Here is a 25,655-nt window from a genome sequence, read left to right as displayed (position 1 = left end):
ACAGAATTCAGGGAGTCGTTGTTCAAAAGGGCGGGCATTTTAACAGGCTGGCAGGATTCTGCTCTGTCAGAACGACAGTGTGACGTACCACTCGATCTAAATTTGCCGGTTTTGATACTTTGCCGCAGGATGTGAGGGTTGTTTTGAGGCTAATGTTCACAGTTCGCGTGTTTGAAAACCCCTATCATTGGTGATTCTCAGGCCGCACGTCATAATGCCCGTCGCCACGAATTTTTGCAGAGTCTAGGGAGCTAGCTTGTCTACGCCTGTCGAACCCTTGCGTTTGCTGCTGCTGGCCGATGAGCCCGCGTGGGCAGCGTTATTGCGCGAGTGCCTGGCGCCGATGGGCGATGGGGCTGTGCTGATCAGCGCACCAAACTGGGAATCCGTGAGCCGTCTGTTCGATGACGACCACAGCGCCGTGCTATTGACCACGCCCAGCCTGCAACCCGGGCCTGGCCGTTGCAGCCTGCCGTGCGTGTTGTTGCTGGAACAGGAACCGCTGGTTTCACCGCTTGGCGTCAGCGATTGGCTGGTGCGTGACGTATTGGATGCCGATACAGTGCGCCGCTGCCTGCGCCACGTCCGCGAGCGCGGCGTGCTGGAAAACACCCTGCAACGCCTGGCCGAGCAGGACCCGCTCACCGGCATCGCCAACCGCCAGGGCTTCCAGACCCTGTTGACCGCGCGCCTGGCCGAGAATGAAGGGCGTGGCCTGGCCCTCGGTCACTTGGACCTCGACAACTTCCGCCACGCCAACGATGCCCTCGGCCACCAGGCCGGCGACCGGTTGATCCTGCAAGTGGTGTCACGGCTCAAGAGCCAGCTGGAGGTCGGCGACCAACTGGCGCGCCTGGGCAGCGATGAATTCGCCCTGCTGATCGATACCCGCCGTGCACCCCAGCGTGCCGAGTGGATGGCCGAGCGCATTACCGAGGTCATGGCCGAACCCTATTGGGTGGATGGCGAAAGCCTGCTGATCGGTTGCAGCCTGGGCGTGGCCCATGCCCGCGCTCGCGCCGGTGCCGACCCTTTGATGTGGCACGCTCATATCGCCATGCAGCAGGCCAAGAGCACCCAAGGCTGCACCTTTCATATCTTCAACGAACGCATCAACCGCAACGCGCGCAGCCTGGCCGACCTGGAAAGCGAGCTGCGCCGCGCCTTGCGCCGTGACGAACTGGAGCTGCATTACCAGCCACGCCTGGACCTGGACGACGGCCATATCGTCGGCCTGGAGGCCCTGGTGCGCTGGCGTCATGGCGAGCGCGGCCTGTTGCCACCAAGTGAATTCGTGCCGTTGGCCGAGCAAAGCGGCCTGATCGTGCCGCTGGGCTACTGGGTGATCTCCCGGGCCCTGCGCGACATGCAGGACCTACGCGAACGCGGCCTGCCGGCGTTGCACATGGCGGTCAACCTGTCGTTCCGCCAGTTCCAGGACAGCCAGTTGCTCTCCACACTCAGCCGGCTGATTGCCGAGCGGGGCGTGGAGGCGCAATGGCTGGAGTTCGAACTGACCGAAACCGCCGTGATGCGCCGCAGTGACCTGGTCAAGCAGACCATGGACGCCCTCGGCCGCCTGGGTGTGCGGTTTTCCCTGGATGACTTCGGTACGGGTTTCTCATCGTTCGTGCACCTCAACAGCCTGCCGATTGCCTTGTTGAAGATCGACAAGAGCTTTGTCGGTGGCATGGAGGAGCGCGAAGAAAACCGCAAGCTGGTGCATGCCATGATCAACCTGGCGCACAACCTGAACCTGGAGGTGGTGGCCGAAGGGGTGGAGACGCCTGAGCAACTGGCGCTGTTGCGTTTGTTTGGCTGCGACCAGGCCCAGGGTTACCTGATCAGCAAGCCGCTGCCGTTGCCGGAGTTGGTGGAGTACCTGACCTTCGGCAAAAGCCAGCAAGCTTTGCTCGGTTAGGAATGTGGGAGGGGGCTTGCCCCCGATGGTGGAGTGTCAGCCAGTTCATCTGCAACTGACCCAACGCTATCGGGGGCAAGCCCCCTCCCACATTTCCTGCCGCGGCGGCTCCTGGCGAATCATCCGCTTCATCTTCGCCTCAAACGCCCAGGTCAGGCTCACTGCCGCGCATGCCAGGCCCAGCGCCAGGCCCCACCACACACCGGTCGGTCCCCAGCCCAGGGTGAAGGCCATCAGCCAGGCCGATGGTGCGCCAATCAACCAATAGCAGCCCGCGCCGATCAGGAAGGTGGTCTTGGCGTCCTTGAGCCCGCGAATGCAGCCCATGGCGATGGTCTGCACGCCATCGAACAGCTCGAACCAGGCGGCGACGGCCAGCAGGCTGACGGCCAGGACGATTACGTCGTGGAACGCCGGGTCGTTGTGGTCGATGAGCAGTCCGATCAGCGGGTCGGAATAGAGCCACAGCACGGCAGCAAATCCCAGCATGATCGCCGCGCCAAAGCCGATGCCGACACGACCGGCCAGGCGCGCCTGCAGCAACTGCCCGGCGCCGTAGTGCTGGCCGATGCGCATGGTCACCGCGTAGGACATTCCCGCAGGCACCATGAACGCCACCGAGACGATCTGCAATGCGATCTGATGCGCTGCCAACTGCGTACTGCCCATGGTGCCCATGCACAGCGCCGCAAACGCAAACAACCCGACCTCCACCGCATAGGTGCCGCCGATCGGCAGGCCCAGGCGCCACAGTTCGCGCAGGTACTGGGTGTTGAGGCGCAGCAGGCCTGTGCTCAGCGGGTAGGCCGCATAGGTGCGGTTGCTGCGGATGTACCACATCAGCGTCAGCGCCATGCCATTGGCAACGATGGCCGTGACCAGGCCGATACCCATCAGGCCGAGCTTGGGCAGGCCGAACATGCCTTCGATCAGCGCGTGGTTGAGCAGGTAGTTGGCTACCGTGCCGCCAAGGCTGATCACCATCACTGGCGTCGCCTTGCCGATTGCACTGGTGAAGCCGCGCAGGGCCATGAAACTCAGGTAGCCGGGCAGGGCGAACGGCAAGATCGTCAGGAATTGCCCGGCCGAGTGCACGTTGGTCTCGGTCTGGCCAAACATCAGCAGCACTGGCTTGAGGTTCCACAGCAGCAAACCGGCCGCCAGGGCCATCAGCCACGCCAGCCATAGCCCGGCCTGGGTCAGGCGGGTGGCGCCGTCGATATCGCCCGCGCCGTGACGGATGGCCACCAGCGTGCCCACGGCGGCAATCACGCCGATGCAGAAAATCGCCACGAACGAGTAGGTCGCCGCGCCCAGGCCGCCACCGGCCAGGGCTTCGGGGCTCAGGCGCGCCATCATCAGGGTGTCGGTCAGCACCATCAGCATGTGTGCCAACTGTGAGGCAATCAACGGCCCTGACAGCCGCAGAATGGCCCAGAGTTCGGTACGTGCCGGATGTTGCATGATCATCACGCTCGACAAGTCAGAGGGTTGGGGAAGGCTTGATTCTCGGCGCTCTGGGTTAATTACACAAAAGGATTAAAGCGATGGTGTGCATGACTTAAACTCATGTGTATTGATCTGATAGTGTTGGTGGATCGCTATGCAGGAATTTACCGATGTCTCGTCGCCTTGCTCCGCTGTATGCCTTGCGCGCATTCGAGGCCGCCTCTCGGCACAATTCCTTTACCCGGGCAGCGGAGGAGCTATCCATCACGCAAAGTGCGGTGAGCCGACATATCCGCACGCTGGAAGAGCATTTCGCCTGTCGCCTGTTCCAGCGCAGTGGCCGCACCTTGCAGCTCACCGAGGCGGCGCGCCTGCTCTTGCCGGGCGTGCGCGAAGGTTTTGCAGCGTTGGAGCGGGCCTGCCATACCCTGAACGCCGAAGACGACATCCTGCGCATGAAGGCACCGTCGACCCTGACCATGCGCTGGCTGCTGGCGCGGCTCAGCCGCTTCCGCGCGTTGCAGCCAGGCAATGAGGTGCAACTGACCAGCGCGTGGATGAGCGTGGACGAGGTGGATTTCAACCAGGAGCCCTTCGACTGCGCGGTGCTGCTGAGCTACGGGCACTTCCCGGCGGACTGGGAGGCCAGCTACCTGTTTCCGGAGCTGCTGATCCCGGTAGGTGCGCCGAACCTGCTGGAGGACGGGCCCTGGGATGCTGCACGCCTGGCCACCGCTGAATTGCTGCACCCCACGCCCGACCGTCGCGATTGGCGCAATTGGTTGGAGCGCATGGGGTTGTCATCCCAGGTGTCGCTCAAGGGCGGGCAGGTATTCGATACCCTCGAACTGGGCATGATCGCCGCTGCGCGGGGTTACGGTGTGTCCATGGGCGACTTGCTGATGGTGGCCGAAGACGTGGCCCAGGGACGCCTGAGCCTGCCCTGGCCAACGGCGGTGGCCAGTGGCGAAAACTACTACCTGGTATGGCCTAAAACCCGCCCCGGCGGCGAGCGTTTGCGGCGCCTGGCGGAGTTTCTGCAGGCGGAAGTCAAGGCGATGGAATTGCCCCAGGTCGAACGCCTCGAGTGAGGGGCGACAGACTGTTCGTGCAATCGTTTGCGTGATACCCCTGCGGATCGCTCAAGTATTGCCTCGGCTCGCCGAAGTAGGTGTGTTGGAACCATCGTACACCAACGTTTCCCACTGGATAATTTGCCGAGCAACGCTATGAGATCAGGATGATCCTGGCCTCGGCCAGGAGCCGTCATGTCTCAACCTCGCGCCCGGATAGCCTCCCAGTTAGGCCTGGCATTAGCCGTGATTCTGGCTGTCGTCATCAGCGGCAGCACCGTGTTTGCCTTGCGTTCCCTCGACTCCGCCAACCTCGCTACCCGCGAGGAGCACCTGGCCAGCGAGGCACGTTTGCTCGCCGACCAACTCAACACCTTCCACAGCACCTTGCGCGAAAGTACCCAGCGTTTGAGCGGGCTGTTTGAAAAGCGCTTCGGCGCTGGCTTGAGCGTGCATGCGGACCAGTCTGTGACCGTGGCCGGTGTGCAGACGCCGAGCCTGTACCTGGGCAATCAGGTGTTGAACAACAACTTCAATGAAGTGGATGAGTTCAAGCAGATGTCCGGCGGCGTGGCCACGGTATTCGTGCGTAGCGGCGAAGACTTTATCCGCATCAGCACCTCGTTGACCAAGCAGGATGGCAACCGGGCCATCGGCACGGTGCTGGATCGCCAGGGCCCGGCTTACCAGCGGGTGCTCGGCGGGCAGACCTATATCGGCCGCGCGGTGCTGTTCGACCGCTCCTACATGACCCAGTACAGCCCGGTGCGCGACAGCAGTGGGCAGGTGATTGCGGTGTTGTTCATCGGGTTCGACTACACCGATGCGCAGAATGCCCAGTTCGAGAACCTCAAGCGTTTCCGCATCGGCCAGACCGGCTCCCTCGCCTTGCTGGATGAGCAGAAGCGCTGGCTTGTACCGCCGGCGGGCGTGCAGGCGCTGGATCAAGCCGTACCCGTGATGCTGGACCTGGCCAAGACGCCGGGCACCGGGCGCTTCTGGGCAGACAAAAACGAAGATTTCTACAGCGTGTCGGTACCCTTCGAGGGCGGGCCATGGGCCGTTGTCGCGAGCATGCCCAAGGCTGAGATCCGCTCGGTGACGTGGGACGTCGGTATCCGCCTGGTCGTAGGCAGCGTGCTGGCCATGCTGCTGGCGGTCGGTGCAACGGTGTGGCTGCTGCGCAGCAAGCTGGCGCCGTTGGGCGACCTGGTGCGCCAGGCCGAAGCCTTGGGCGCGGGCGACTTGAGCGCGCGCTTGAATGTGTCCAGTCATGACGAAATCGGCCAACTGGCGCGCAGCTTCAACCAGATGGGTGAAGCGCTGTCGACCATGGTCTCGCATATCCGCAAGGCGGCTGAAGAGGTCAACAGCCGTGCGCAGGCGCTGTCCGGCTTGTCCGGTGGCGCCTATGAAGGCATGGAGCAGCAGTCCGGCGAGATCACCAGCATGGCCGGCGCGGTGGAAGAGTTCAGCGCCACCTCGCTGAACATCGCCGACAACATGGGCAGCACCGAACGCCTGGCCCAGGAAAACGCCCAACAAACCCGCATCGGGCGCAACTCGATGCAAGAGGCGTCGTCATCCCTGGAACACATCGCTGCCGCGCTCAACAGCACAGCGACGGTGATCAACACCTTGGGCCAACGCTCCCAAGAGATTGGCGGAATCGTCGGCGTGATCACCTCGATTGCCGACCAGACCAACCTGCTGGCGCTCAACGCTGCCATCGAGGCTGCCCGCGCCGGTGAGCAGGGCCGTGGGTTTGCGGTGGTCGCCGATGAAGTGCGCAACCTGGCGTCACGCACCCGTGAGGCTACCGATGAAATCTCCGGGATGATCCAGAGCATCCAGCAGGAAACCGGCAACGCCATCAGCACCATGGAACACGGCAATGTGCTGATGCAGGAAGGCCTGTCGCGCAACGCCGACGTGGCTTCGGCCCTGGCGCGGATCGACGAGCAAAGCCGCTCGGCCGGTCAGCAGTTTGCCGCGATCACCACCGCCACCCAGGAACAGAGCAGCACCGCGACCTTGCTCAGCAGCAACTTGCAGAGCATCGCGCTGGCCAATAGCGAGCAGCGGGAAGTGGTGTCGAACCTGGCGATTACCGCCAAGGAACTGGAGACCCTGGCGGCAGGCTTGCGGCATGAGGTAGATCGGTTTCGTTGAGGCCTAGCGGTCGCCTAGGCCGGGGTCCACGCGCTTGCCGATGTCCTTCAGGCGCGCCAGTTGGTCGACCATGCCGGGGGCTTCGTCCATGCTGGTGACGAAGGTCCACAGGTAAGTCATGACTGCATAGATATGGCCGGCCTTGACCGCGGGTGACTGCGCCAACTGGCTGATGGCGACCACAAACAGCAAGGCGGCCAGCGTGCCAAGAAACAGGTACGCAGCGGCCTCGCGGTCTGACAGCCAGATGCGCAGGCGCGAAAGCACCTGGTAGTGGCGCCGCAGGGTCGGTGCGCCGACCTTTTCCACCAGGCCGATTTCTTTTTCCAGCCGGTTGTTCAACCGTTCATGCAGCGCTTGGTTGCGCCGGGCAAAGCGTGGCAACAACGTGATGCACAGCATCAGCGCGCCCAGGCACGCCAGGCCTACCCAAGGCTCGATCACGATCAACATCACTGCCGCGCCGATAATCGACACCAGCGCCGTGGCGATGATCGGTACATGCTTTTCAAAGAAGTCGACGAACTCCCGAGCAAGCACCACCCGCGCCGCCGATTTCGACGTGCTGTGGTTCTGCAGGCGTTGGTTGAGGATCACCGGCACCGCCAGATCGGCGTAGATCCGCGTGAAAGTCCGCGTATCCAACGCCCGGCGCGCCGCGCCGACCACCCAGAACGCCAGGACCACGGCGGCGTAGAGCAGCGCGTTACCCGTGTCGCCGCGGATGATCGCGTCCACCGCAAACCCGGCAAACAACGGGTAGGCCAGCAGCAGCGCGTTCTCCAGCGCGACCAGCGACAGCGTGGCGGACAGCTTGCCCGGATAGGCTTTGGCAATGGCCTTGAGCGTCTGGCCGGCGGATTGCTGGCCGATTTTCTGACTTTCTTCGATCAGGATTTGCGGTGTGACGGATGACATGGGGTGCACCAAAGGAGTGATAGACGCTATTATTGAGCGACTGCTCAAGTATCCTTGAGCGATCGCTCAAAAAGCAAGCGCCGCTTATCTGCCGGTGCCTGGAAGGAATTGCCCATGTCGCGTATCGACCGTAAAGACCAGATCATCGCCGCCGCCCTGGAACTGTTTCGCAGCAAGGGTTTTGCCGATGTGTCCACCCGCGACCTGGCCGAACATGCAGGCCTGTCCCGCAGCCACGTCTATCACTACTTCAGCGACTGGAAGGAACTGCGCCGCGAAGCCTTCGTGCGATTTGCCAACGAACAGCTGGACGAAGTACGCGCGCCCCTGGCAGAAGCAGCGCCCCTGGAAGCTTTTGTGGGTTTTTTGCGCGACTGCCTGCCAAGCACCGCCGATGCGGGGTGGGCGCTGTGGCTGGATGCCTGGGACGAAGCCATGCAGGACCCGGAAATGGCCCAGGCTTACCTGGCGATCAACGCCCAATGGCAAGGCATGCTCGCCGAAGTGATCGAGCGGGGTGTGGCTGCCAACGTCTTGCGTTGTGACTCGCCACAACGCGCTGCCCGCCAGATCTTTGCCGTGGCGATGGGCTATGCCGACGACCTGATGCTCAAACCCTCCATGGAGTCGGCCGAAGCGGCCCTGGATGAAGTGATGGAAGTGGCGCGGCTGCTGCTGGACTTCCCAGAGGCGCCCTAGCCGACGGCCGCGGGCCGATATTGCAGCGCTTCCGCCAGGTGCGGTCGAGTGATGTTATCGGCGTGCTCGAGGTCGGCCAGGGTACGCGCCACTTTGAGCAGGCGATGGGCCGCGCGCAGGGATAGCGTCAACCGTTCACAGGCGGTTTCCAGCCAGCCTTCATCGGTCTTCGTCAGCTTGCAGTGCTTGCGCAGCCCTGGCAGATCAAGGAACGCATTCACACAGCCCTGGCGTTGCCGTTGGCGATCGCGGGCCTGGGCGACCCGTGCCGATGCCTCGGCCGTGTTATCGCCCACCTGCTGGGTTGGATTCAACGCGGTGGTTTCCCGCGCCACAGTGAGGTGCAAGTCGATGCGGTCCAGCAAAGGGCCGGAGAGCTTGTTGCGATAGCGCTGAACCTGCTCCGGCGTGCAGCGACAACGCCCGTTGGGTTCGCCCATGTACCCGCAAGGGCAGGGGTTCATGGCGGCTACCAGTTGGAAGCGGGCCGGGAAGCTGACGCGATCGCGGGCGCGGGAAATGACGATGTGGCCCGATTCCAGAGGCTCGCGCAGCACCTCCAGCACCTTGCGGTCGAACTCCGGCAATTCATCGAGGAACAGTACGCCGTGATGGGCCAGGGTAATCTCCCCAGGCTGCGGTTTCGACCCGCCGCCCACCAATGCCGGACCTGATGCAGAGTGGTGCGGCTGGCGAAACGGTCGGTGTGGCCAGTGACTCAGCGGTGCCAGGCTGACGACCGACTGGATAGCCGCCACTTCCAAGGCTTCCTGCTCGCTCAACGGTGGCAACAAACCCGGCAGGCGACTGGCAAGCAGTGTCTTGCCGGTGCCGGGCGGGCCGCTGAACAGCAGGTTATGCGCGCCCGCCGCCGCGATCAGCAGTGCGCGCTTGGCGGCGAGCTGGCCCTGTACTTCGCTCAGGTCCGGGTATGGCTTGTTCAGGTACAGCAAGCCGTCGGACTTGTAGGGCTCTATGGGCTGATGCCCATTCAGGTGCGCCACGACCTGCAGCAAATGATCTACCGCAATCACCTTCAACCCCGAGGCCAGGCACGCCTCCTCGGCATTCGCCCGCGGCACTATCACGGTGCGCCCGGCCTTGCGTGCCGCCAACGCGGCCGGCAGCACGCCTTTCACTGCTCGCACTTCGCCGGACAGCGCCAACTCGCCGAGGCATTCCACCTCATCGAGCATCAGCGCCGGCACTTGAACGCTGGCCGCCAGGATGCCCAGCGCTATCGCCAGGTCAAAGCGCCCGCCGTCCTTGGGCAGGTCGGCGGGTGCCAGGTTGAGGGTGATGCGCCGGGCAGGGTATTGCAGGGCAGAGTTGAGAATGGCGCTGCGCACCCGGTCCTTGCTTTCCTTGACGGCGGTTTCCGGCAAACCCACCAGGGTGAGGGATGGCAAACCGTTGGCCATGTGCACTTCGACGGTGACGGCAGGGGCTTCGACGCCGATCTGGGCGCGGCTGTGGACGATGGCGAGGGACATGCTCGTTCCTTGAAAAGAGGGCCGCTTCCTGCGGTTTTTCAAGGGTAGACGAGGTGGAGAAATGCGAGGCGAGGGAGGTTTTACAGAACGTATCCAGCGTCGTTCGCAGCGCTTTATGTGGGAGCTGGCTTGCCTGCGATAGCATCGCCTACGTGCAACTGATACACCGAGGCGTCTGCATCGCAGGCAAGCCAGCTCCCACACTGACCGCGTTTATTCAGCAGAGGGCGGCGTCAGTCGTGCTTCCAGCTCCGCCACCTTCGCCTCCAGGCTCTCCAGCCGCGCACGCGTGCGGGCCAGCACCACCATCTGGCTATCAAACTCTTCCCGGCTCACCAGGTCGAGTTTGCTGAAGCCGCTTTGCAGCAGCGCCTTGAACTGGCTTTCGATTTCATTGCGGGGCAGCGGGGTGTCGCCGCTGAACAGGCGAGAGGCGTGGCCGCTCAGGGCGTCGAGGAGGTCTTTGGGCGCGAGCATGGGAAATATTCCGGAATACTGTTGGCCGGCAGTGTACCACGCAGCGTCTATAGTCTTTTCCGTGGCGGCGAGCGCACGCTTTTCGCGCAGCGGGTCGGGCGGTGGCGCACTGTTTTTGTGCGCATTGCCGCCATCAAAAAGCCCCGCAGTTGGGCAAAAGTGAGCAAAGGACTGATTTCAGTGATTTTTACGGAGCTGGCAAGGTTTCTGCTTAGACGATCATGACCCATGCACTGATGCAGTCGCTGTGACGAATGCAGTGCGCCGACGGATCAGGGGTACAGGTTTCGTCACCAGTGGTTCGCTGGCGTCGCAACGGCAAATGCCGAGGCGACGACGCGTTACAAAGCCAGGCACTGCGCTTAGACTTGAGACGGGTTTGTTTTCCTGGGGCAAGTCCACCAATTCGGGAGAGAGTTTTCATGAAGCTAGTCACTGCCATCATCAAGCCGTTCAAGTTGGACGATGTACGCGAGTCGTTGTCCGAGATCGGCGTGCAGGGCATTACCGTTACTGAGGTCAAAGGCTTCGGTCGGCAGAAGGGTCACACCGAGCTGTATCGCGGCGCGGAATACGTAGTCGATTTCCTGCCGAAGGTGAAGATTGATGTCGCGATTGACGACAAGGATCTTGACCGGGTTATCGAGGCGATAACCAAGGCCGCCAACACCGGCAAGATCGGTGACGGCAAGATCTTCGTGGTCAATCTGGAACAGGCTATTCGCATCCGTACCGGCGAAACCGATACCGACGCAATCTAAGCCGCCAAACCCCAACGCCCCAGGAGAAAACAATATGACTCTGCGTAAATTCGCAGGGCTCGGAGCCCTGTTGTCCATCGTAATGCCAAGCCTGGCCATGGCGGCAGACGAAGTGGCGGCTCCAGTCCTCAATTCCGGTGACACAGCGTGGATGCTCACATCCACCGCGCTGGTGCTGTTCATGACCATTCCAGGCCTGGCGCTGTTCTACGGCGGCATGGTGCGCTCCAAAAACATTCTTTCCGTGATGATGCAATGCTTCGCCATCACTGGCCTGATCAGCGTGTTGTGGGTCATCTACGGCTACAGCATCGCGTTCGACACGACCGGTATGGAGCAGGGCGTCGTCAACTTCAACTCCTTCTTCGGCGGCATGGGCAAGGCGTTCCTGGCGGGCGTAACCCCGGCCAGCATCACCGGGCCTGCGGCGTTGTTCCCGGAAGCGGTGTTCATCACCTTCCAGATGACCTTCGCCATCATTACCCCGGCGCTGATCGTCGGTGCGTTCGCCGAGCGTATGAAGTTCTCCGCGATGCTGATCTTCATGGCCATCTGGTTCACCCTCGTCTATGCGCCAATCGCACACATGGTCTGGAGCGGTAATGGTGGCTTGCTGTGGGACTGGGGCGTGCTGGACTTCGCCGGTGGCACAGTGGTGCATATCAACGCCGGTGTAGCTGGCCTGGTGGCGTGCATCGTGCTCGGCAAGCGTAAAGGCTTCCCGACCACCCCGATGGCACCGCACAACCTCGGTTACACCCTGATCGGCGCGGCCATGCTGTGGATCGGCTGGTTCGGCTTCAACGCCGGCTCGGCCGCTGCGGCCAACGGCACTGCCGGCATGGCGATGCTGGTCACCCAGATCGCTACCGCTGCTGCGGCGCTGGGCTGGATGTTCGCCGAGTGGATCACCCACGGTAAGCCAAGCGCACTGGGCATCGCCTCGGGTGTGGTGGCTGGCCTGGTAGCCATCACCCCAGCCGCTGGCACCGTCGGGCCGATGGGCGCCCTGGTGATCGGCCTGGTCGCCGGTGTGATCTGCTTCTTCTGCGCCACCAGCCTCAAGCGCAAGCTTGGCTACGACGACTCCCTGGACGCATTCGGCGTGCACGGTATCGGCGGTATCGTCGGCGCGATCCTCACCGGTGTATTCGCAGCCCCTGCGCTGGGCGGCTTCGGCACGGTGACTGACGTGGCTGCACAGGTCTGGATCCAGGCCAAAGGGGTCGGCTTCACGGTGATCTACACCGCTATCGTGACCTTCATCATCCTCAAGGTGCTGGACATGGTCATGGGCCTGCGGGTGACCGAAGAGGAAGAGGCGGTCGGCCTCGACCTGGCGCAACACAACGAGCGCGGCTACAACCTGTAAGTACGCGAAAAAAAGATGCCCGGCTTGCCGGGCATTTTTTTGTCTGTTGTTTGTCAGTCATAACGAGCTGTACCGGTTTTTATCGAGTGTTTGTGATGGGATGCACACGGCACTTTTCCGCATGCCAATGTCTTACAGGCATGTAGGCGTATTCGGCACTTTGTTTTTTCCCTGAGCGCGCTAGAATGCGCGCCGATGGGCGGAGAACTGTATGTGGCAACAGACCCTGATTACCCTGCGGGCCAAGCCCCGGGGCTTTCACCTGGTAACCGATGAGTTGCTGGCCGGCTTGCCTGAATTGAAGGCCTGTCGCGTGGGCTTGTTGCATCTGTGGCTGCAGCACACCTCGGCCTCGTTGACCGTCAACGAGAATGCCGACCCGGCGGTACGCCGTGACTTCGAACGTTATTTCAATTCGCTGGTGCCGCAAGGCCTCGCAGGGTTCGAACACAACGACGAAGGTCCGGACGACCTGCCGGCGCACTTCAAGGCCAGTCTCCTGGGCTGCCAGCTGAGTTTGCCGGTGAAGGCCGGCCGCTTGGCGATGGGGACCTGGCAAGGTGTTTATCTGGGCGAGCACCGTGATCATGGCGGTGCTCGTAAAGTCCTCGCCACCTTGCACGGTGATGGGGCATAAGCCACTGGTTAACCAGTGGATGTTGATTTTTTTCCGGCAGCCGTCGACAGAGGGTGAAGCTGGGCTATAACTAATCTGCTTTTCGCAAGTCATGAGGTAGAACATGAGCGACGATGATCTGGAAAACGACGAACTCGAAGTAGGTGACGAAGACGACACCGAAGAAGGCCTTGAAGCGGCGGCGGAAGACGTTGCCGACGAGGACAGTGGCGATGATGCGCCTGTCCCGGCCGCCAAAGGCAAAGCCAAGGCAGCTGTGTCGGTAGACGAATTGCCAAGCGTTGAAGCCAAGAACAAAGAGCGTGATGCCCTGGCCCGTGCGATGGAAGAGTTCCTCGCTAAAGGCGGCAAAGTGCAGGAAGTCGAGGCCAACGTGGTGGCAGACCCACCGAAGAAGCCGGATAACAAGTACGGCAGCCGACCTATTTGAGGTCAGTCACCTGCTTGTAAGAAAAAGCCCGCCGTCGCTGCGGGTTTTTTCATGCCTGGACGTTACCGGCGATAAAAATGTGGGAGGGGGCTTGCCCCCGATAGCGGTGTATCAGCCAACGAATATATTGGCTGACCCACTGTAATCGGGGGCGAGCCCCCTCCCACATGTTGACCTACGGTGTTACTTCCAGCTGCGCAGCAGTTCCGGCAACTCTGTCAGGCTACGAATCTGCGCATCCGGTCGCTTGTCCCCCTCCCATGCCTTACCCGTCGGGTTGAACCACACCGCCCGTAGCCCCGCCTGCTGCGCCCCGGCGATGTCATCCCCCGGGTGATCGCCAACATGCACCGCCGCACCAGCGTCCACGCCACCACGTTGCAACGCTTCCTGAAACAACCGCACATCCGGCTTGGCGATGCCGATATCTTCGGCCCGCAGCGCAAAATGGAAGTAGTCCGCCAGGCCAACACGCTGCACATCGGCATTGCCGTTGGTGATCACACCCAGCAGGAAATGCTGGCGTAGCGCCTGGAGCATAGGCTCTGCTTCGGGAAACGGGGTGAGCTGGTGGCGCGCATGAATGAATGCTTCGAAGCACACATCGGCCATTTCCGTGGCCTCAGGCTGCGGATAACCAGCCTCTTCAAATGCATGCATCAACACCCGGTGACGCAGGATGCTGATGCGGTGTTTCAGCTCGGGATGGCGCTCCAGCACCTGTTGGCGAAGACTGGCGAAGTGCTCCAGCGGCAAATCGCCGACCTTGGCGGCGTTAAGCGCCAGCCATTCGCGCATCGATGCCTCGGCGCTGATGATGACAGGTACGTTGTCCCAGAGCGTGTCGTCCAGGTCGAAGGTGATCAGCTTGATACTCATGAGTCGCCGTCCTTGATGCGTTTGGCCCTTGGGTGGGCGCTGTCGTACACCGTTGCCAGGTGTTGGAAATCCAGATGGGTATAGATCTGTGTGGTCTTGATATCGGAGTGGCCCAGTAGCTCTTGCACGGCGCGCAGGTCCTGGGACGATTCCAGCAGATGGCTGGCGAAAGAGTGTCGCAGCATATGTGGGTGCAGGTTCTGCCCCAGCTCTCGCTCCCCGGCGGCCTTCACCCGCACCTGAATCGCCCTGGGTCCAAGACGCCGGCCTTGCTGGCTGACGAACACCGCATCGTCCGCCGGGTTGGTCAGCAGGCGCAGCGGCAACCACAGCTGCAATGCTTCCCGTGCCTTGCGGCCTACCGGTAGGACGCGGGTCTTGCTGCCCTTGCCGAGCACTTGCACCAGCCCGTCTGCCAGGTCCAATTGATCCAGGTTCAGGCCGGTCAGCTCAGAAAGGCGCAGGCCCGAGGAATAGAACAGTTCCAGAATCGCTTGGTCGCGATGGGCCAGGAAGTCATCCTCGACCGCACCGTCCAACAGTTGCAGGGCACGGTCAGTGTCCAGGGTCTTGGGCAGGCGCCGCTCGCCCTTGGGTGGCGACAGGCCGTTGGCCGGGTCGTGGTCGCACAGGCCTTCACGGTTCAGGTAGTGATAGAGCCCACGCACCGCCGAGAGCAGGCGCGACAGGCTGCGCGAGGATTGGCCGGCCTGGTGCAGTCGCGCGATCAGGCTGCGCAGGCCCTGGATATCCAGGGCCTTCCAGCTGCTGATCTGTTGTTTTTCGCAGTAGGCCAGGACCTTGTTCAAGTCCCGTCGATAGGCTTCCAGGGTATGGGGCGACACCTGGCGCTCGTTGCGCAGGTGAGCGCAGTAAGCGTCCAGTTGCCGTTCCATGGCTAGCGCACCGCGCGCAGGGCGGTGGTGAAACGCGGCAAGACGCGGCCCAGTACTTCGGCGATGTAGGTCAGGAACAAGGTACCCACGGAGCTTTTGTAGTGCTGAGGATCGCGGCTGGCGATGGCCAGCACGCCATGCAGGCCTTGATGACTGAGGGCGACGACGGCAGTGGAGCCGATCTGCTTGCGCTGTTCGGCCCCGAACAGGAAGTCCAGCTCATGCTCACGCAAGGTGCCGCTGATGGTCTTGCCTTCGGACAACAGGCCGCCGATGGCGGTTTGTGCGTCGCTGCCACTGACCCAACGACCCACCGGCATCGGGTTGTCGCTGAACAGGATCAGGCTCACGAACGGCACCTGGAAGTCCTGGCGCAGGCTGTCTTCCACGGCGATCACCGTTTCTTCCAGGCTGGTGGCGTCCATCAGGGTCAGGATCAGGCGGCGGGTTTTCTCGAACAGGCGGTCGTTGTCGCGGGCGACGTCCATCAGGTGCGAGAGCTTGTGGCGCATTTCAATGTTGCGCTCGCGCAGGATCTTCATCTGCCGCTCTACCAGCGACACGGTATCCCCGCGTTGATGGGGGATGCGCAGGGCCGGCAACAGCTCTTCGTGTTCGACGAAGAAGTCCGGATTAGCCTCAAGGTACGCCGCGACAGCAGCGGCCTCCAGGCTGTTGCTCGGGGATGCTTGTGCGGGTACTTGAGGCTTATCGGTCATTGGCTTGGCTCACTCATAGACGGACCTGTCCTTCGTATACGCGCGAGGCCGGCCCGGTCATCATCACCGGGTGGCCAGGGCCAGCCCACTCGATGGACAAGCGTCCGCCGGGCAGGTCGATCAGCAGTGGCGAATCCATCCACCCCTGGCTGATCGCGGCCACGGCAGCGGCGCACGCGCCGGTGCCGCAGGCCTGGGTTTCGCCGGCGCCGCGTTCCCATACACGCAATTGCGCGCGGGTACGGTCGATCACCTGCAGGAAGCCCACGTTGACCCGCGCCGGAAAGCGCGGGTGGTGTTCGATTTTCGGCCCCAATTCATGCACGGGGGCGTTATTGATGTCGTTGACCCGCAGCACCGCATGGGGGTTGCCCATGGACACGGCGGCGATATCGACGGTCTTGCCATCAACGTCCAGGGCGTAGCTGACAGCTTGCTCGGTGGCCTGGAACGGAATATCCGCCGGCACCAGGCGTGGCGCGCCCATGTTGACGCTGATCTGGCCATCACTGCGGATATCCAGCTCGATCACGCCGCTCTTGGTCTCGACACGGATCTGCCGCTTGGCGGTCAGGCGCTTGTCCAGCACAAAGCGTGCGAAGCAGCGCGCACCGTTGCCGCACTGTTCCACTTCGGAGCCGTCGGAGTTGAAGATCCGGTAACGGAAATCCACCTCCGGATTGCTCGGCGCCTCGACGATCAGCAACTGGTCGAAACCAATGCCGGTGTGACGATCGCCCCACTGTTTAGCGTGCTTGGGCAGGATATGCGCGTGCTGGCTGACAAGGTCGAGGACCATGAAATCATTGCCCAGCCCGTGCATCTTGGTAAAACGCAGCAGCATGGCTTACTCCGGCAGCAGGCTTTCGCCAGCATACAACTCGGCTACCGTCTCGCGGCGACGCACTTCAAACGCTTGATCACCGTCCACCAGCACCTCGGCGGTACGGCCGCGGGTGTTGTAGTTGGAACTCATGACAAACCCATAGGCACCGGCCGAATGCACGGCCAGCAGATCGCCTTCTTCCAGGGCCAGCTGACGATCCTTGGCCAGGAAGTCGCCGGTCTCGCAGATCGGGCCGACGATGTCGTAGGCGCGGGCTTCACTGGCGCGCGGCGTCACGGCGGTGACATTCATCCAGGCCTGGTACAGCGCCGGGCGGATCAGGTCGTTCATCGCCGCGTCGACGATGGCGAAGTCCTTGTGCTCGGTGTGCTTGAGGTACTCGACCTGGGTCAGCAGCACGCCCGCGTTGGCGACGATATAGCGGCCCGGCTCGAACATCAGCGTCAGGTCACGGCCTTCGATGCGCTCGCGCACGGCTTGGATATAGTCGGCAATCAGCGGCGGCTCTTCATCACGGTAACGCACGCCCACGCCACCACCGAGGTCGATGTGGTGCAGGTAGATGCCGCATTCGCCAAGACGGTCGATCAGCGCCAGCAGGCGGTCGAGGGCATCCAGAAACGGAGGCAGGCTGGTCAGTTGCGAACCGATGTGGCAGTCGACGCCCAGCACTTCCAGGTTTGGCAGTTGGGCAGCGCGGATGTACACGTCTTCGGCGTCTGCAATGGCGATGCCGAACTTGTTCTCTTTGAGACCGGTGGAAATGTACGGGTGGGTGCCGGCGTCGACGTCCGGGTTGACGCGCAGGGAGATCGGCGCGCGAACGCCCATCTCGGCGGCCACGACCTGCAGGCGCTCGAGTTCGTCGGTGGATTCGATGTTGAAGCAATGCACGCCGACTTCCAGGGCGCGGCGCATGTCTTCGCGGGTCTTGCCGACGCCGGAGAACACGATCTTGTCGGCTTTGCCGCCGGCAGCCAGCACACGTTCCAGCTCGCCACGGGAGACGATGTCAAAACCAGCGCCGAGGCGCGCCAGGACATTCAGTACACCCAGGTTGGAGTTGGCCTTGACCGCGTAGCACACCAGGTGCGGTACACCGTCGAGCGCGTCGGTGAACGAGCGGTACTGGGCTTCGATATGCGCACGGGAATACACATAGGTCGGGGTGCCAAAGCGCTCGGCAATCGCGGACAACGCCACGCCTTCCGCGAACAGCTCGCCGTCCCGGTAGTTAAAAGCGTCCATGGAGTACCCTTATTCGTAGGTGTCGTGCTTATGCGCTTTGGATGGTTTTTGCGACGATTGCGCCTGTTCATTCGGGTCTTTGCTGTCATCGGGCAGGTACAGCGGGCCTTTTTGACCACAGGCACTAACGAGGCAAGCGACCGCGACGAGCGCAGCAAGGGAAGAGATCAGGCGCTTCATGGCGAAATCCTTGAATATGCATTAATTGCGCCCGAGTATACCGACCACCCGCCAGCTTGCCTATGCGCTGGAATACCCGTCCGGCGGGGGTTTGCCGACATGAAGATGAAGTGGACTACGCTGGCCGTGGATATTTCGTACCGCCAATCGTGATGGAATCGGTATCCTTTGCAATCGGCGGGGCTCGCCCGTATCGTGCGGCGCTCGAGCAAAACCAGACACTTTTGAGGTTGCCACAATGAGTTTGACCGAAGCCCGTTTTCACGACCTGGTGGATTCGACCCAGCAGGCGCTGGAAGATATTTTCGACGACAGCGGCCTGGACGTGGACCTGGAAAATTCGGCCGGTGTACTGACCGTCAAGTTTGAAAATGGCACTCAATTGATCTTCAGCCGCCAGGAACCGCTGCGTCAGTTGTGGCTGGCTGCGCGTTCCGGTGGTTTTCACTTTGATTTCAACGAAGAAGACAACAATTGGCAGTGTGACACCAGCGATGAACTGCTCAGTGAAATGCTCGCGCGCCTGGTCAAGGAACAAGCCGGCGCCGACCTGGATTTCGACGAGATTTGATGGTGACCCAGCCTGCTGCCGTCCGTCCGCCCAAGCCGCTGTTCAGTAATGTCAGCCCGGCGGTGCCGTCACCTTGTATCAGTTTGTGTCGCCTGGACGAGCAGAAAGTCTGCCTCGGCTGCTTCCGCCATGTGGAAGACATCCGTGAATGGCGCTCTGCCGACGATGCACGGCGCCGGATCATCTGCGCCGAGGCCGAGCAGCGCCGGGCCCGCGCCTGAGGCTGTCTTGTTTATTTGTGACGCTGTGGTAGTGTCCGGATACGCCTCAACTCATCGAGGCCCGTGAGAACCCCGCCTTTCCTGGCGGGGTTTTGCTTTTTTGTGCAGAAAAAAGGAGTCTGCCTGAATCATGACCACCGCACCGTCCATCATCCTCACCCGTCTTGACGTGCAGCGTCTGGAGCAACTGATCGACCGCCTGGGCGACGAATCTCCCGGCGTCGAAGCGTTGCAAGCCGAACTCGACCGCGCCGAAGAAGTGGTTGGCCACGATGAAGTGCCTGCGGGTGTCGTGACCATGAACTCCAGCGTGCATTGCCGTGAGCAAGGCAGCGGCAAGGACTACCACCTGACCCTGGTCTACCCGAAAGATGCCAATGCCGATGAAGGCAAGATCTCGATCCTGGCACCGGTAGGCAGTGCTTTGCTTGGCCTGCAGGTTGGCCAGCATATCGACTGGCCGGCCCCTGGCGGCAAGACGCTCAAGCTGGAATTGCTCAGTGTTGAAGGCCAGCCCAAGGATGGCGGTGCCTTCCCTCTTTAAATCCGGCTCAGCGCTTCGTTGAGCGACAGTTCCAGCTCGGCCTTGTAGCGCAGGTACAGGTTGCTGGGGCTTTGCACATCACCGAGCAGGCCGGACAGGTCTAAGTCGGTGATGTAGCAGCGGTAACGTTCGGGCTCCCGGCGTTGCCCGACGATTTCCTGGGCGACCACTGCAAACAGCTGGTCGCCAAATTCCAGCTCGGAAAACTCCCGCTGATTGCAGTACAGGGTGATCCCCACCTGGCCCGGCGCTGCCTTGCCGATAATCGCCTGCACGTCATAGAACGGTTTATTCGCCGGGTTCGACGGCGCAGGGCGAGGCTCGATGCCGCGCGCGCGACCGCTGCCCGACGGCAACAGTTGGTAATACAAGGTTTGCACTGCGCCCAGTGGCTCATGCGGGTCCAGCGGTGACAGCGCGTCGCGGCGATAAATGATCGACTGCAAAAAGCGCTGCAACGGCGCCAGCAGGCTCTGTTCGTCATGGAACGGCAAGCGCTGCTGCCACAGCGCGTTGAACTCATCCAGCACATACAACTCGGCGAAGCCTTCGTTGACTCGGTAGAACACCTGCACGCAATCGGCTAGCCCCATCGGCAGCAGCAGCGCCAGGTCGTGGTCTTCCAGGGCCATGGCGTCCAGATGCAGCGGGCTGTAGCGGGCCAGTTCTTCGCTGAGGTAGGCGATCAGCGCGTCCTGGGTGGGCAGTGACACGTGGGTCGCCTGGCCCGGTATCAGCTCCATCACGTGATAGTGCTGCTGTACCTGGAGCAGGTAACGGTGATTGCCCTGACCGAGCAGCAGGTTCTGGGCGGTGTCGAAGATTTCTTCCACGCGCTGGGCAATGAACTGCGCGCGGTTGTGACAGAAGCAGCGCACCCGCAGTCGTGGCAGATGGTCCGCCGGCAATTGATTGAGGTAGTCGCGCAGGCAGTCGAGCAGGGCGTGAGGGCCGTCGTAGCGGCTGACCATCACCTCGTTCCAGCTGTTGAGCGTGACCTGGTCCAGGGTCAGCACCAGGTTGTCGCGCACACCGGCATAACTCAGGGAGTCGGTGCGTTCGGTGGTCATCAGGATGTTCAGGTCGCGGTGGTGCTTGAGCGGGTCGACGCCGACGTTGATCAGCAGCAGGACTTCCTCAGGCACCGCCGAGCGCAGCAGGCGCTCTTCATCGACGCTGGCCAGGGGCAGGGCGACGCTCTGTTGCAGGCTGCCCAGCAGGTTGAACAGCTCGAACTCAGTCATGTCGCTGGTGCCGGGGTGCAGGGCCAGGCGGGTGCTGCTGTCGATCACACCGTTGCGATGGCACCAGGTGAGCATCTCCAGCAGGTCGCGGCTGCGCTTGATCGGCGCGAAGTGCTCCCATTCCAGGGCCGTGAGGTTGCCGTTGTACAGGCCCCAGTGGTGTTGGCCCGGCTCCTTGCGGTTGGGCGATTGCACCAGGGTCAGGGTGTCTTCGGCCAGATCCGGGGCGATGCCGGGGTTGATGAACTCGACTTTGCCGGCCTTGCGTTCAAAGGCGGCATACAGGCGCCGGCCCAATACGTTGAGGTCGCGTTTGTTGATCAGGCTGACGGTCTGTTCGGTGCGAGCGAACTGGGTCAGGAAGCGATAGCTGTAATTGAGCTCGTTGACCAGTGCGCGGCGCTCGGAGGCGACCTGGCGTACTTTCCACTGGCTGCGACTGTCCAGCAGTGTCAGTTGGCGCTGGTCCCAGCCCCATTCATGGGCCAGGCGCTCCAGCAGCAGGCGTTGCCAGCTGGTGCTGCGCTGGCCGGCGCTGAGCTTGCGGTTGACCTTGAGGTACAGCGAACGCCGCACCAGCTCCAGGCGTTCTGGCTCGTTGCGGGCCTTGAGGTATTCCTCGATGCGGCGGTAGACCACGATGTAGGGGTCCAGCTCGTCCAGGTCCATCTGGTTGGCGAATACCGCGCGCTTGAAGCGCAGGCTCAGGCAGTGCACGTTCGGGTGTTCGCTGGCATAGACCTCGGTCAGCAGCAGCTTGAGCACCGACTTGTAGGGTGACTCGATGCCCTTGAACAGCTGCCACAACCCGGCGCCGATGAATTCGCCCGGAGGGATGCGCGCCAGGTGGCCAAGGTCCAGGGTTTCGTCGGCACGGATAAAGCGCTTGGAAATCAGCGTGTGGGTGAACTCGGCATAACGAGTCTCTTCATACACCGGCACCAGCCACCAGATCGGTGTACGCCCGGCCAGCCAGATGGCGGTGCGGTAGAACTCGTCCAGCAACAGGTAATGCTGGGTGGTGCCGCAATCGTCGGAACTCAGTTGCGTGTCGCGCTCACCGAGCACAAAGCGTGTCGGCTCGATCAGGAAGAAGTGCGCCTCGGCACCCATGGTCAGGGCCCAGGCTTCCAGCAGTTGGCATTTCTTGCGCAGTTCGGCCAGTTCCACCTCGCTCAGGTCGGCGGCGTGACACACCCACACATCCATATCGCTCTGGTCGGCCTGGGCCAGCGTCCCAAGGCTGCCCATTAGAAACAGGCCGTGAATCGGTCGCGGTGGGTTGCCGTGGCGTGGCTTGTAGGAGAACGAGCGGGTCAGGCGCTGGGCTTCGGTCAGTGCCTGGGCGTCGGGTTCGAAATTCGACAGGCCGGCCGGTGTACTGCCCGATACATAGCCGGGCAGCAACGGGTGATTGACGTGGAAGAACAGCGGCAACAAGGTCAGCACGCTTTGCTGACGCGGCGTCAGCCCTTCGACAGCCCGGGCCATGCGCCCTTCGTTGAGGGCCATGAAACGCGCGCGCAATTGGGCCAGCACCTTACGGTCGATGCCTTCGTCCAGGTCGGGGCGGATCTCATGGGTGCGGGTCATGTCGAAGTCGGTGGCTCGCAGAGCCCGACGTGGGCGGCCATGTAGGAGTTTACAGCCAGTAGCGTAGGAGGTTTAGAGGGAAATGGATTTTGACGTCAGAATTTTCGCACCTCCAAAGCAATGCCCCCGGAATCCGCCAGTAGCGGACTCCATGGGCGATGTAGGGTATCAGGCAGCTTCTTTGGTAGTGGCAGTGGTCAGGATGGTCAGCAGGGTCTGGGCTTGTTCGGCAGCGTCCCGGCCAAGGCTGGTCAGGTAGCCCCCGTCCGGTTGGTCGATAAGTCCTTTCGCGTGCAGGCGCTTGGCAGCAGCGATGGCAGTGGGCGCGGCGGTCTGGTGAACTTTCAGACCTTCCTTGGTGCTGTCCAATGGGAAGAGTACAAGGATTTCCAGTTCGGCAACCAACTCAGGGGTATACGACATAAGGACTCCAGACTTTCTAAGAATTTATTAGAGGCTAGCAGGCCATAAGGTGAACGCACTTTGCCGAACTGTCCAGCGTGTTGCTGCGCCCCTGGATTATTGCTTTTCCGGGGGCAGTTCCGGCAGGGCGCGCAGTGCAGTTTCATACCATTCGGTATTGAACGCACGGTCCTCTTCCAATAGCGCATCAATCTCGACAGCCAGCACGTGGGCCATCAGTTGCAGGATCTCTTCACGCTCATAACCCACCAGTGTCAGCTTGTTGAACGTGGCTTTGGCCGCCGGCGGGTTTTCGCTTTCAATCTGGTTCTCGATCGCTTCGATCAGGGTGTTTTCGGCGAATTCTTCTTCGTCGTTGTCGATATCGGTCGGCTCGCTCATGGCTGGCTCCTCAAGGAAAGGGCGTCAGTCTACCCCCATTCAGGCGGGTGATGCTGCTGGCAAGGCCGGGCCCTGAGGGCTATAACCCCTGCAGCCAACCCCATTCCCGGCCTGGAGGCACCTGCAATGCTCAAGCTCTACGGATTCTCGGTCAGCAACTACTACAACATGGTCAAGCTGGCGCTGCTGGAGAAAGGACTGTCGTTCGAAGAGGTGCCCTTTCTCTCTGGGCAGACCCCCGATGTCTTTGCGGTGAGCCCACGTGGCAAGGTGCCGGCCCTCGGCGTCAAGCAGGGGTTTATCAACGAAACCAGTGTGATCCTCGAATACATCGAACAGACCCAGGAAGGGCCTTCGCTGTTGCCCGCCGAGCCGTTCCAGCGAGCCCAGGTGCTGGCGCTGTGCAGGGAGATCGAGTTGTACATCGAGCTGCCGGCCCGCGCATGTTACGCCGAAGCGTTTATGGGCATGCCTGTGCCGGAGGCGATCAAGGAGAAGTCCAGGTCCGAGCTGTTACTGGGGGTCGGTGCGCTGGGCAGGCACGGCAAGTTCGCGCCGTATGTGGCGGGGGAGAGCTTCACGATTGCGGATTTGTACTTCATGTACAGCGTGAACCTCGCCTGCGCGGTGGGCGAAAAACTGTTCGGCCTGGATTTGCTGGCTGAAATGCCGGCGGCCAAGGCGTTGCTGGACACGTTGCATGCGATGCCCAACGCTCAGAAAGTGGCGGAGGACAGGGAGGCGGCGATGCCTGCGTTCAGGGCCATGATTGCGGCCAAGAAATAACCCAGGCTGCACCGCACTCCCACCTGTTTAGCGGCTTGCGAGCAGGGCCTGGCCGCGTACCACTGCGGCTTTTACCTGCGCCGGGGCGGTCCCGCCCACGTGGTTGCGGGCATTCACCGAACCTTCCAGGGTCAGCACGGCAAACACGTCCTGTTCGATCTGGTCGCTGAACTGGCGCAGTTCTTCCAGGCTCATTTCCGCCAGGTCCTTGCCGGTGTCCACGCCGTACTTCACCGCATGGCCGACGATTTCGTGGCAATCGCGGAACGGCAGGCCACGGCGCACCAGGTAGTCGGCCAGGTCGGTCGCCGTGGAGAACCCGCGCAGCGCCGCTTCACGCATGATCGCGTGCTTGGGCTTGATCGCCGGGATCATGTCGGCAAACGCACGCAGCGAGTCGCGCAGGGTGTCGGCGGCGTCGAACAGCGGCTCCTTGTCTTCCTGGTTGTCCTTGTTGTAGGCCAGGGGTTGGCCTTTCATCAGGGTCAGCAGGCCCATCAAGGCGCCGAACACGCGCCCGCTCTTGCCACGCACCAGTTCGGGCACGTCGGGGTTTTTCTTTTGCGGCATGATCGAGCTGCCGGTGCAGAAGCGGTCCGGCAGGTCGATGAACTGGAATTGCGCGCTGGTCCACAGCACCAGCTCTTCGGAGAAGCGCGACAGGTGCATCATCGCAATACTGGCGGCGGCACAGAATTCGATGGCGAAGTCACGGTCCGACACGCCGTCCAGCGAGTTGCCGCCAACAGCGTCGAAGCCCAGCAATTGTGCGGTGTACTCGCGGTCGATCGGGTAAGTGGTGCCGGCCAGAGCGGCGCTGCCCAGAGGCATGCGGTTGGCACGCTTGCGGCAGTCCACCAGGCGCTCGTAGTCGCGGCTGAGCATTTCGAACCAGGCCAGCAAGTGGTGGCCGAAGGTCACCGGTTGCGCGGTCTGCAGGTGAGTGAAGCCCGGCATGATGGTGTCCGATTCACGCTCGGCCTGCTCCAGCAAACCTTTCTGCAGGCGGGTGATTTCGGACAGGATCAGGTCGATCTCGTCACGCAGCCACAGGCGGATATCGGTGGCCACCTGGTCGTTGCGGCTACGGCCGGTGTGCAGCTTCTTGCCAGTCACACCGATGCGGTCGGTAAGGCGGGCCTCGATGTTCATGTGCACGTCTTCCAGGTCGACGCGCCAGTCGAACGTGCCGGCTTCGATCTCGCCACGGATGGTGGTCAGGCCGTCGATGATGCTATCGCGCTCGGCATCGGTCAGCACGCCGACCTTGGCCAGCATCGTCGCGTGGGCGATGGAGCCCATGATGTCGTGGCGGTACAGGCGCTGGTCGAAGGTGACGGAGGCGGTGAAGCGGGCGACGAAGGCGTCGACGGGTTCACTGAAGCGGCCGCCCCAGGACTGGTTGGTCTTGTCGGTGCTCATGGATTCGCTCGTGATCTGCTTAATAAAGAGGCATGGAAGTGTGCCGGCGATAATAACAGGGTTGCCCGTGGACGCGGTGCTGCGGGTCGTCGGCATTTTTATTTGTGCAAAGGATGGCTAAGTGCCTTGCCGTCGACCGCGTCCAGGACGAGACTGAGGAAAGGGGCTTATTGAAACGATATTTGACGATTGAGCAATGTCGTCTCGGCGAGCGTCTACAGTTGGACTGATAGTGTGTGAATGCACCAAAGTCGGGTAATGCGGTCAGAGCCCAGACTATCCATTAAAAAAGGGGGGTA

26 protein-coding genes are annotated in these 25,655 nt (G+C 62.0%); 12 read left to right on the top strand and 14 right to left on the bottom strand.

Translation table 11 applies throughout. The features are described from left to right. The first annotated feature begins 256 nt into the window (after positions 1-256). A complete protein-coding gene (locus K5K89_RS28315) occupies positions 257-1,921 on the top strand; it encodes a putative bifunctional diguanylate cyclase/phosphodiesterase (RefSeq protein WP_071488058.1) in 1,665 nt (554 codons plus the stop codon). Positions 1,922-1,987: 66 nt separating this feature from the next. Here the strand turns inward: K5K89_RS28315 and K5K89_RS28310 are convergent, their stop codons facing one another. Further along, entirely contained in the window at positions 1,988-3,391 is a 1,404-nt protein-coding gene (locus tag K5K89_RS28310; protein ID WP_222540639.1) for a NorM family multidrug efflux MATE transporter, read from the bottom strand. A gap of 149 nt (positions 3,392-3,540) precedes the next feature. Here K5K89_RS28310 and K5K89_RS28305 point away from each other — a divergent pair, with 149 nt between their 5' ends. Together K5K89_RS28305 and K5K89_RS28300 are read left to right on the top strand one after the other, a co-directional pair. Next, entirely contained in the window at positions 3,541-4,461 is a 921-nt protein-coding gene (locus K5K89_RS28305; protein ID WP_058424225.1) for a LysR substrate-binding domain-containing protein, read from the top strand. 177 nt (positions 4,462-4,638) lie between these two features. Then, on the top strand, positions 4,639-6,615 hold the full coding sequence (locus tag K5K89_RS28300) for a methyl-accepting chemotaxis protein (protein ID WP_222540638.1): 1,977 nt from the start codon (positions 4,639-4,641) through the stop codon (positions 6,613-6,615). 3 nt (positions 6,616-6,618) lie between these two features. Here K5K89_RS28300 and K5K89_RS28295 read toward each other — a convergent pair whose 3' ends face one another. Next, a complete protein-coding gene (locus K5K89_RS28295; protein ID WP_222540637.1) occupies positions 6,619-7,533 on the bottom strand; it encodes an ABC transporter six-transmembrane domain-containing protein in 915 nt (304 codons plus the stop codon). A gap of 114 nt (positions 7,534-7,647) precedes the next feature. Between K5K89_RS28295 and K5K89_RS28290 the strand changes: the two genes are divergently transcribed. Continuing rightward, positions 7,648-8,232 carry a TetR/AcrR family transcriptional regulator gene (locus K5K89_RS28290; protein WP_071488054.1) on the top strand — a complete coding sequence of 195 codons (585 nt, stop codon included), beginning with the start codon at positions 7,648-7,650 and terminating at the stop codon, positions 8,230-8,232. Here the strand turns inward: K5K89_RS28290 and K5K89_RS28285 are convergent. Further along, a complete protein-coding gene (locus K5K89_RS28285) occupies positions 8,229-9,725 on the bottom strand; it encodes a YifB family Mg chelatase-like AAA ATPase (protein ID WP_222540636.1) in 1,497 nt (498 codons plus the stop codon). The genes K5K89_RS28290 and K5K89_RS28285 overlap by 4 nt on opposite strands. Before the next feature lie 213 nt (positions 9,726-9,938). Next, entirely contained in the window at positions 9,939-10,202 is a 264-nt protein-coding gene (locus K5K89_RS28280; protein WP_071488052.1) for an accessory factor UbiK family protein, read from the bottom strand. 422 nt (positions 10,203-10,624) lie between these two features. Here K5K89_RS28280 and glnK point away from each other — a divergent pair, with 422 nt between their 5' ends. From glnK to sutA, 4 genes are all read left to right on the top strand, one after another. Beyond that, positions 10,625-10,963, top strand: a complete 339-nt coding sequence (gene glnK, locus K5K89_RS28275) for a P-II family nitrogen regulator (RefSeq protein WP_002555808.1) — start codon at positions 10,625-10,627, stop codon at positions 10,961-10,963. Between the two features lie 34 nt (positions 10,964-10,997). Beyond that, on the top strand, positions 10,998-12,335 hold the full coding sequence (locus K5K89_RS28270) for an ammonium transporter (RefSeq protein WP_071488051.1): 1,338 nt from the start codon (positions 10,998-11,000) through the stop codon (positions 12,333-12,335). Positions 12,336-12,546: 211 nt separating this feature from the next. After that, positions 12,547-12,972 (top strand): secondary thiamine-phosphate synthase enzyme YjbQ, encoded by a 426-nt coding sequence (locus K5K89_RS28265; protein WP_010567185.1) that lies wholly within the window; start codon positions 12,547-12,549, stop codon positions 12,970-12,972. Positions 12,973-13,075: 103 nt separating this feature from the next. After that, a complete protein-coding gene (gene sutA / locus K5K89_RS28260; RefSeq protein ID WP_071488050.1) occupies positions 13,076-13,402 on the top strand; it encodes a transcriptional regulator SutA in 327 nt (108 codons plus the stop codon). Between the two features lie 183 nt (positions 13,403-13,585). On the opposite strand, the gene K5K89_RS28255 is transcribed toward sutA, so the two are convergent. The 6 genes from K5K89_RS28255 to lptM are packed head-to-tail and all read right to left on the bottom strand — an operon-like array spanning position 13,586 to position 18,171. Beyond that, a complete protein-coding gene (locus tag K5K89_RS28255) occupies positions 13,586-14,281 on the bottom strand; it encodes an HAD family hydrolase (protein ID WP_222540635.1) in 696 nt (231 codons plus the stop codon). After that, positions 14,278-15,177, bottom strand: a complete 900-nt coding sequence (gene xerC, locus K5K89_RS28250; RefSeq protein ID WP_071488048.1) for a tyrosine recombinase XerC — start codon at positions 15,175-15,177, stop codon at positions 14,278-14,280. The genes K5K89_RS28255 and xerC overlap by 4 nt, the downstream gene beginning before the upstream one ends. A 2-nt stretch (positions 15,178-15,179) precedes the next feature. Continuing rightward, complete coding sequence (locus K5K89_RS28245) at positions 15,180-15,896, bottom strand: DUF484 family protein (protein ID WP_222540634.1); 717 nt, start codon at positions 15,894-15,896, stop codon at positions 15,180-15,182. A 13-nt stretch (positions 15,897-15,909) separates the two neighbouring features. After that, positions 15,910-16,740, bottom strand: a complete 831-nt coding sequence (gene dapF / locus K5K89_RS28240; RefSeq protein ID WP_038843551.1) for a diaminopimelate epimerase — start codon at positions 16,738-16,740, stop codon at positions 15,910-15,912. A 3-nt stretch (positions 16,741-16,743) separates the two neighbouring features. Further along, a complete protein-coding gene (lysA, locus tag K5K89_RS28235; RefSeq protein WP_092241716.1) occupies positions 16,744-17,991 on the bottom strand; it encodes a diaminopimelate decarboxylase in 1,248 nt (415 codons plus the stop codon). Between the two features lie 9 nt (positions 17,992-18,000). Further along, entirely contained in the window at positions 18,001-18,171 is a 171-nt protein-coding gene (gene lptM, locus K5K89_RS28230; RefSeq protein WP_010207449.1) for an LPS translocon maturation chaperone LptM, read from the bottom strand. A 238-nt stretch (positions 18,172-18,409) separates the two neighbouring features. Between lptM and cyaY the strand changes: the two genes are divergently transcribed. From cyaY to rnk, 3 genes are all read left to right on the top strand, one after another. Next, positions 18,410-18,742, top strand: coding sequence for an iron donor protein CyaY (gene cyaY, locus K5K89_RS28225; protein WP_092241718.1), 333 nt, complete (start codon positions 18,410-18,412; stop codon positions 18,740-18,742). Between the two features lie 2 nt (positions 18,743-18,744). Further along, on the top strand, positions 18,745-18,963 hold the full coding sequence (locus K5K89_RS28220; protein WP_071488104.1) for a DUF1289 domain-containing protein: 219 nt from the start codon (positions 18,745-18,747) through the stop codon (positions 18,961-18,963). A gap of 130 nt (positions 18,964-19,093) precedes the next feature. After that, on the top strand, positions 19,094-19,507 hold the full coding sequence (rnk, locus tag K5K89_RS28215) for a nucleoside diphosphate kinase regulator (protein WP_058424215.1): 414 nt from the start codon (positions 19,094-19,096) through the stop codon (positions 19,505-19,507). Here rnk and K5K89_RS28210 read toward each other — a convergent pair. From K5K89_RS28210 to K5K89_RS28200, 3 genes are all read right to left on the bottom strand, one after another. Then, positions 19,504-22,344 carry a class I adenylate cyclase gene (locus K5K89_RS28210; protein ID WP_071488044.1) on the bottom strand — a complete coding sequence of 947 codons (2,841 nt, stop codon included), beginning with the start codon at positions 22,342-22,344 and terminating at the stop codon, positions 19,504-19,506. The genes rnk and K5K89_RS28210 overlap by 4 nt on opposite strands. A 168-nt stretch (positions 22,345-22,512) precedes the next feature. Next, positions 22,513-22,767, bottom strand: a complete 255-nt coding sequence (locus K5K89_RS28205; protein ID WP_010207442.1) for a TIGR02647 family protein — start codon at positions 22,765-22,767, stop codon at positions 22,513-22,515. A 96-nt stretch (positions 22,768-22,863) separates the two neighbouring features. Next, positions 22,864-23,148 (bottom strand): hypothetical protein, encoded by a 285-nt coding sequence (locus tag K5K89_RS28200; protein WP_058424213.1) that lies wholly within the window; start codon positions 23,146-23,148, stop codon positions 22,864-22,866. A gap of 126 nt (positions 23,149-23,274) precedes the next feature. Here K5K89_RS28200 and K5K89_RS28195 point away from each other — a divergent pair, with 126 nt between their 5' ends. Further along, positions 23,275-23,934: a glutathione S-transferase family protein gene (locus tag K5K89_RS28195; protein WP_222540633.1), complete on the top strand. Its 660-nt coding sequence runs from the start codon at positions 23,275-23,277 to the stop codon at positions 23,932-23,934. A 27-nt stretch (positions 23,935-23,961) separates the two neighbouring features. Here the strand turns inward: K5K89_RS28195 and argH are convergent, their stop codons facing one another. Beyond that, a complete protein-coding gene (gene argH / locus K5K89_RS28190) occupies positions 23,962-25,356 on the bottom strand; it encodes an argininosuccinate lyase (RefSeq protein WP_071488042.1) in 1,395 nt (464 codons plus the stop codon). Between the last annotated feature and the right edge of the window lie 299 nt (positions 25,357-25,655).

The organism is Pseudomonas sp. DR208, from assembly GCF_019823005.1.
Classification (GTDB): Bacteria; Pseudomonadota; Gammaproteobacteria; order Pseudomonadales; family Pseudomonadaceae; genus Aquipseudomonas; species Aquipseudomonas extremorientalis.
Note: the sequence above shows the minus strand (reverse complement) of the source record. Positions and strands in the feature narration are given on the sequence as shown.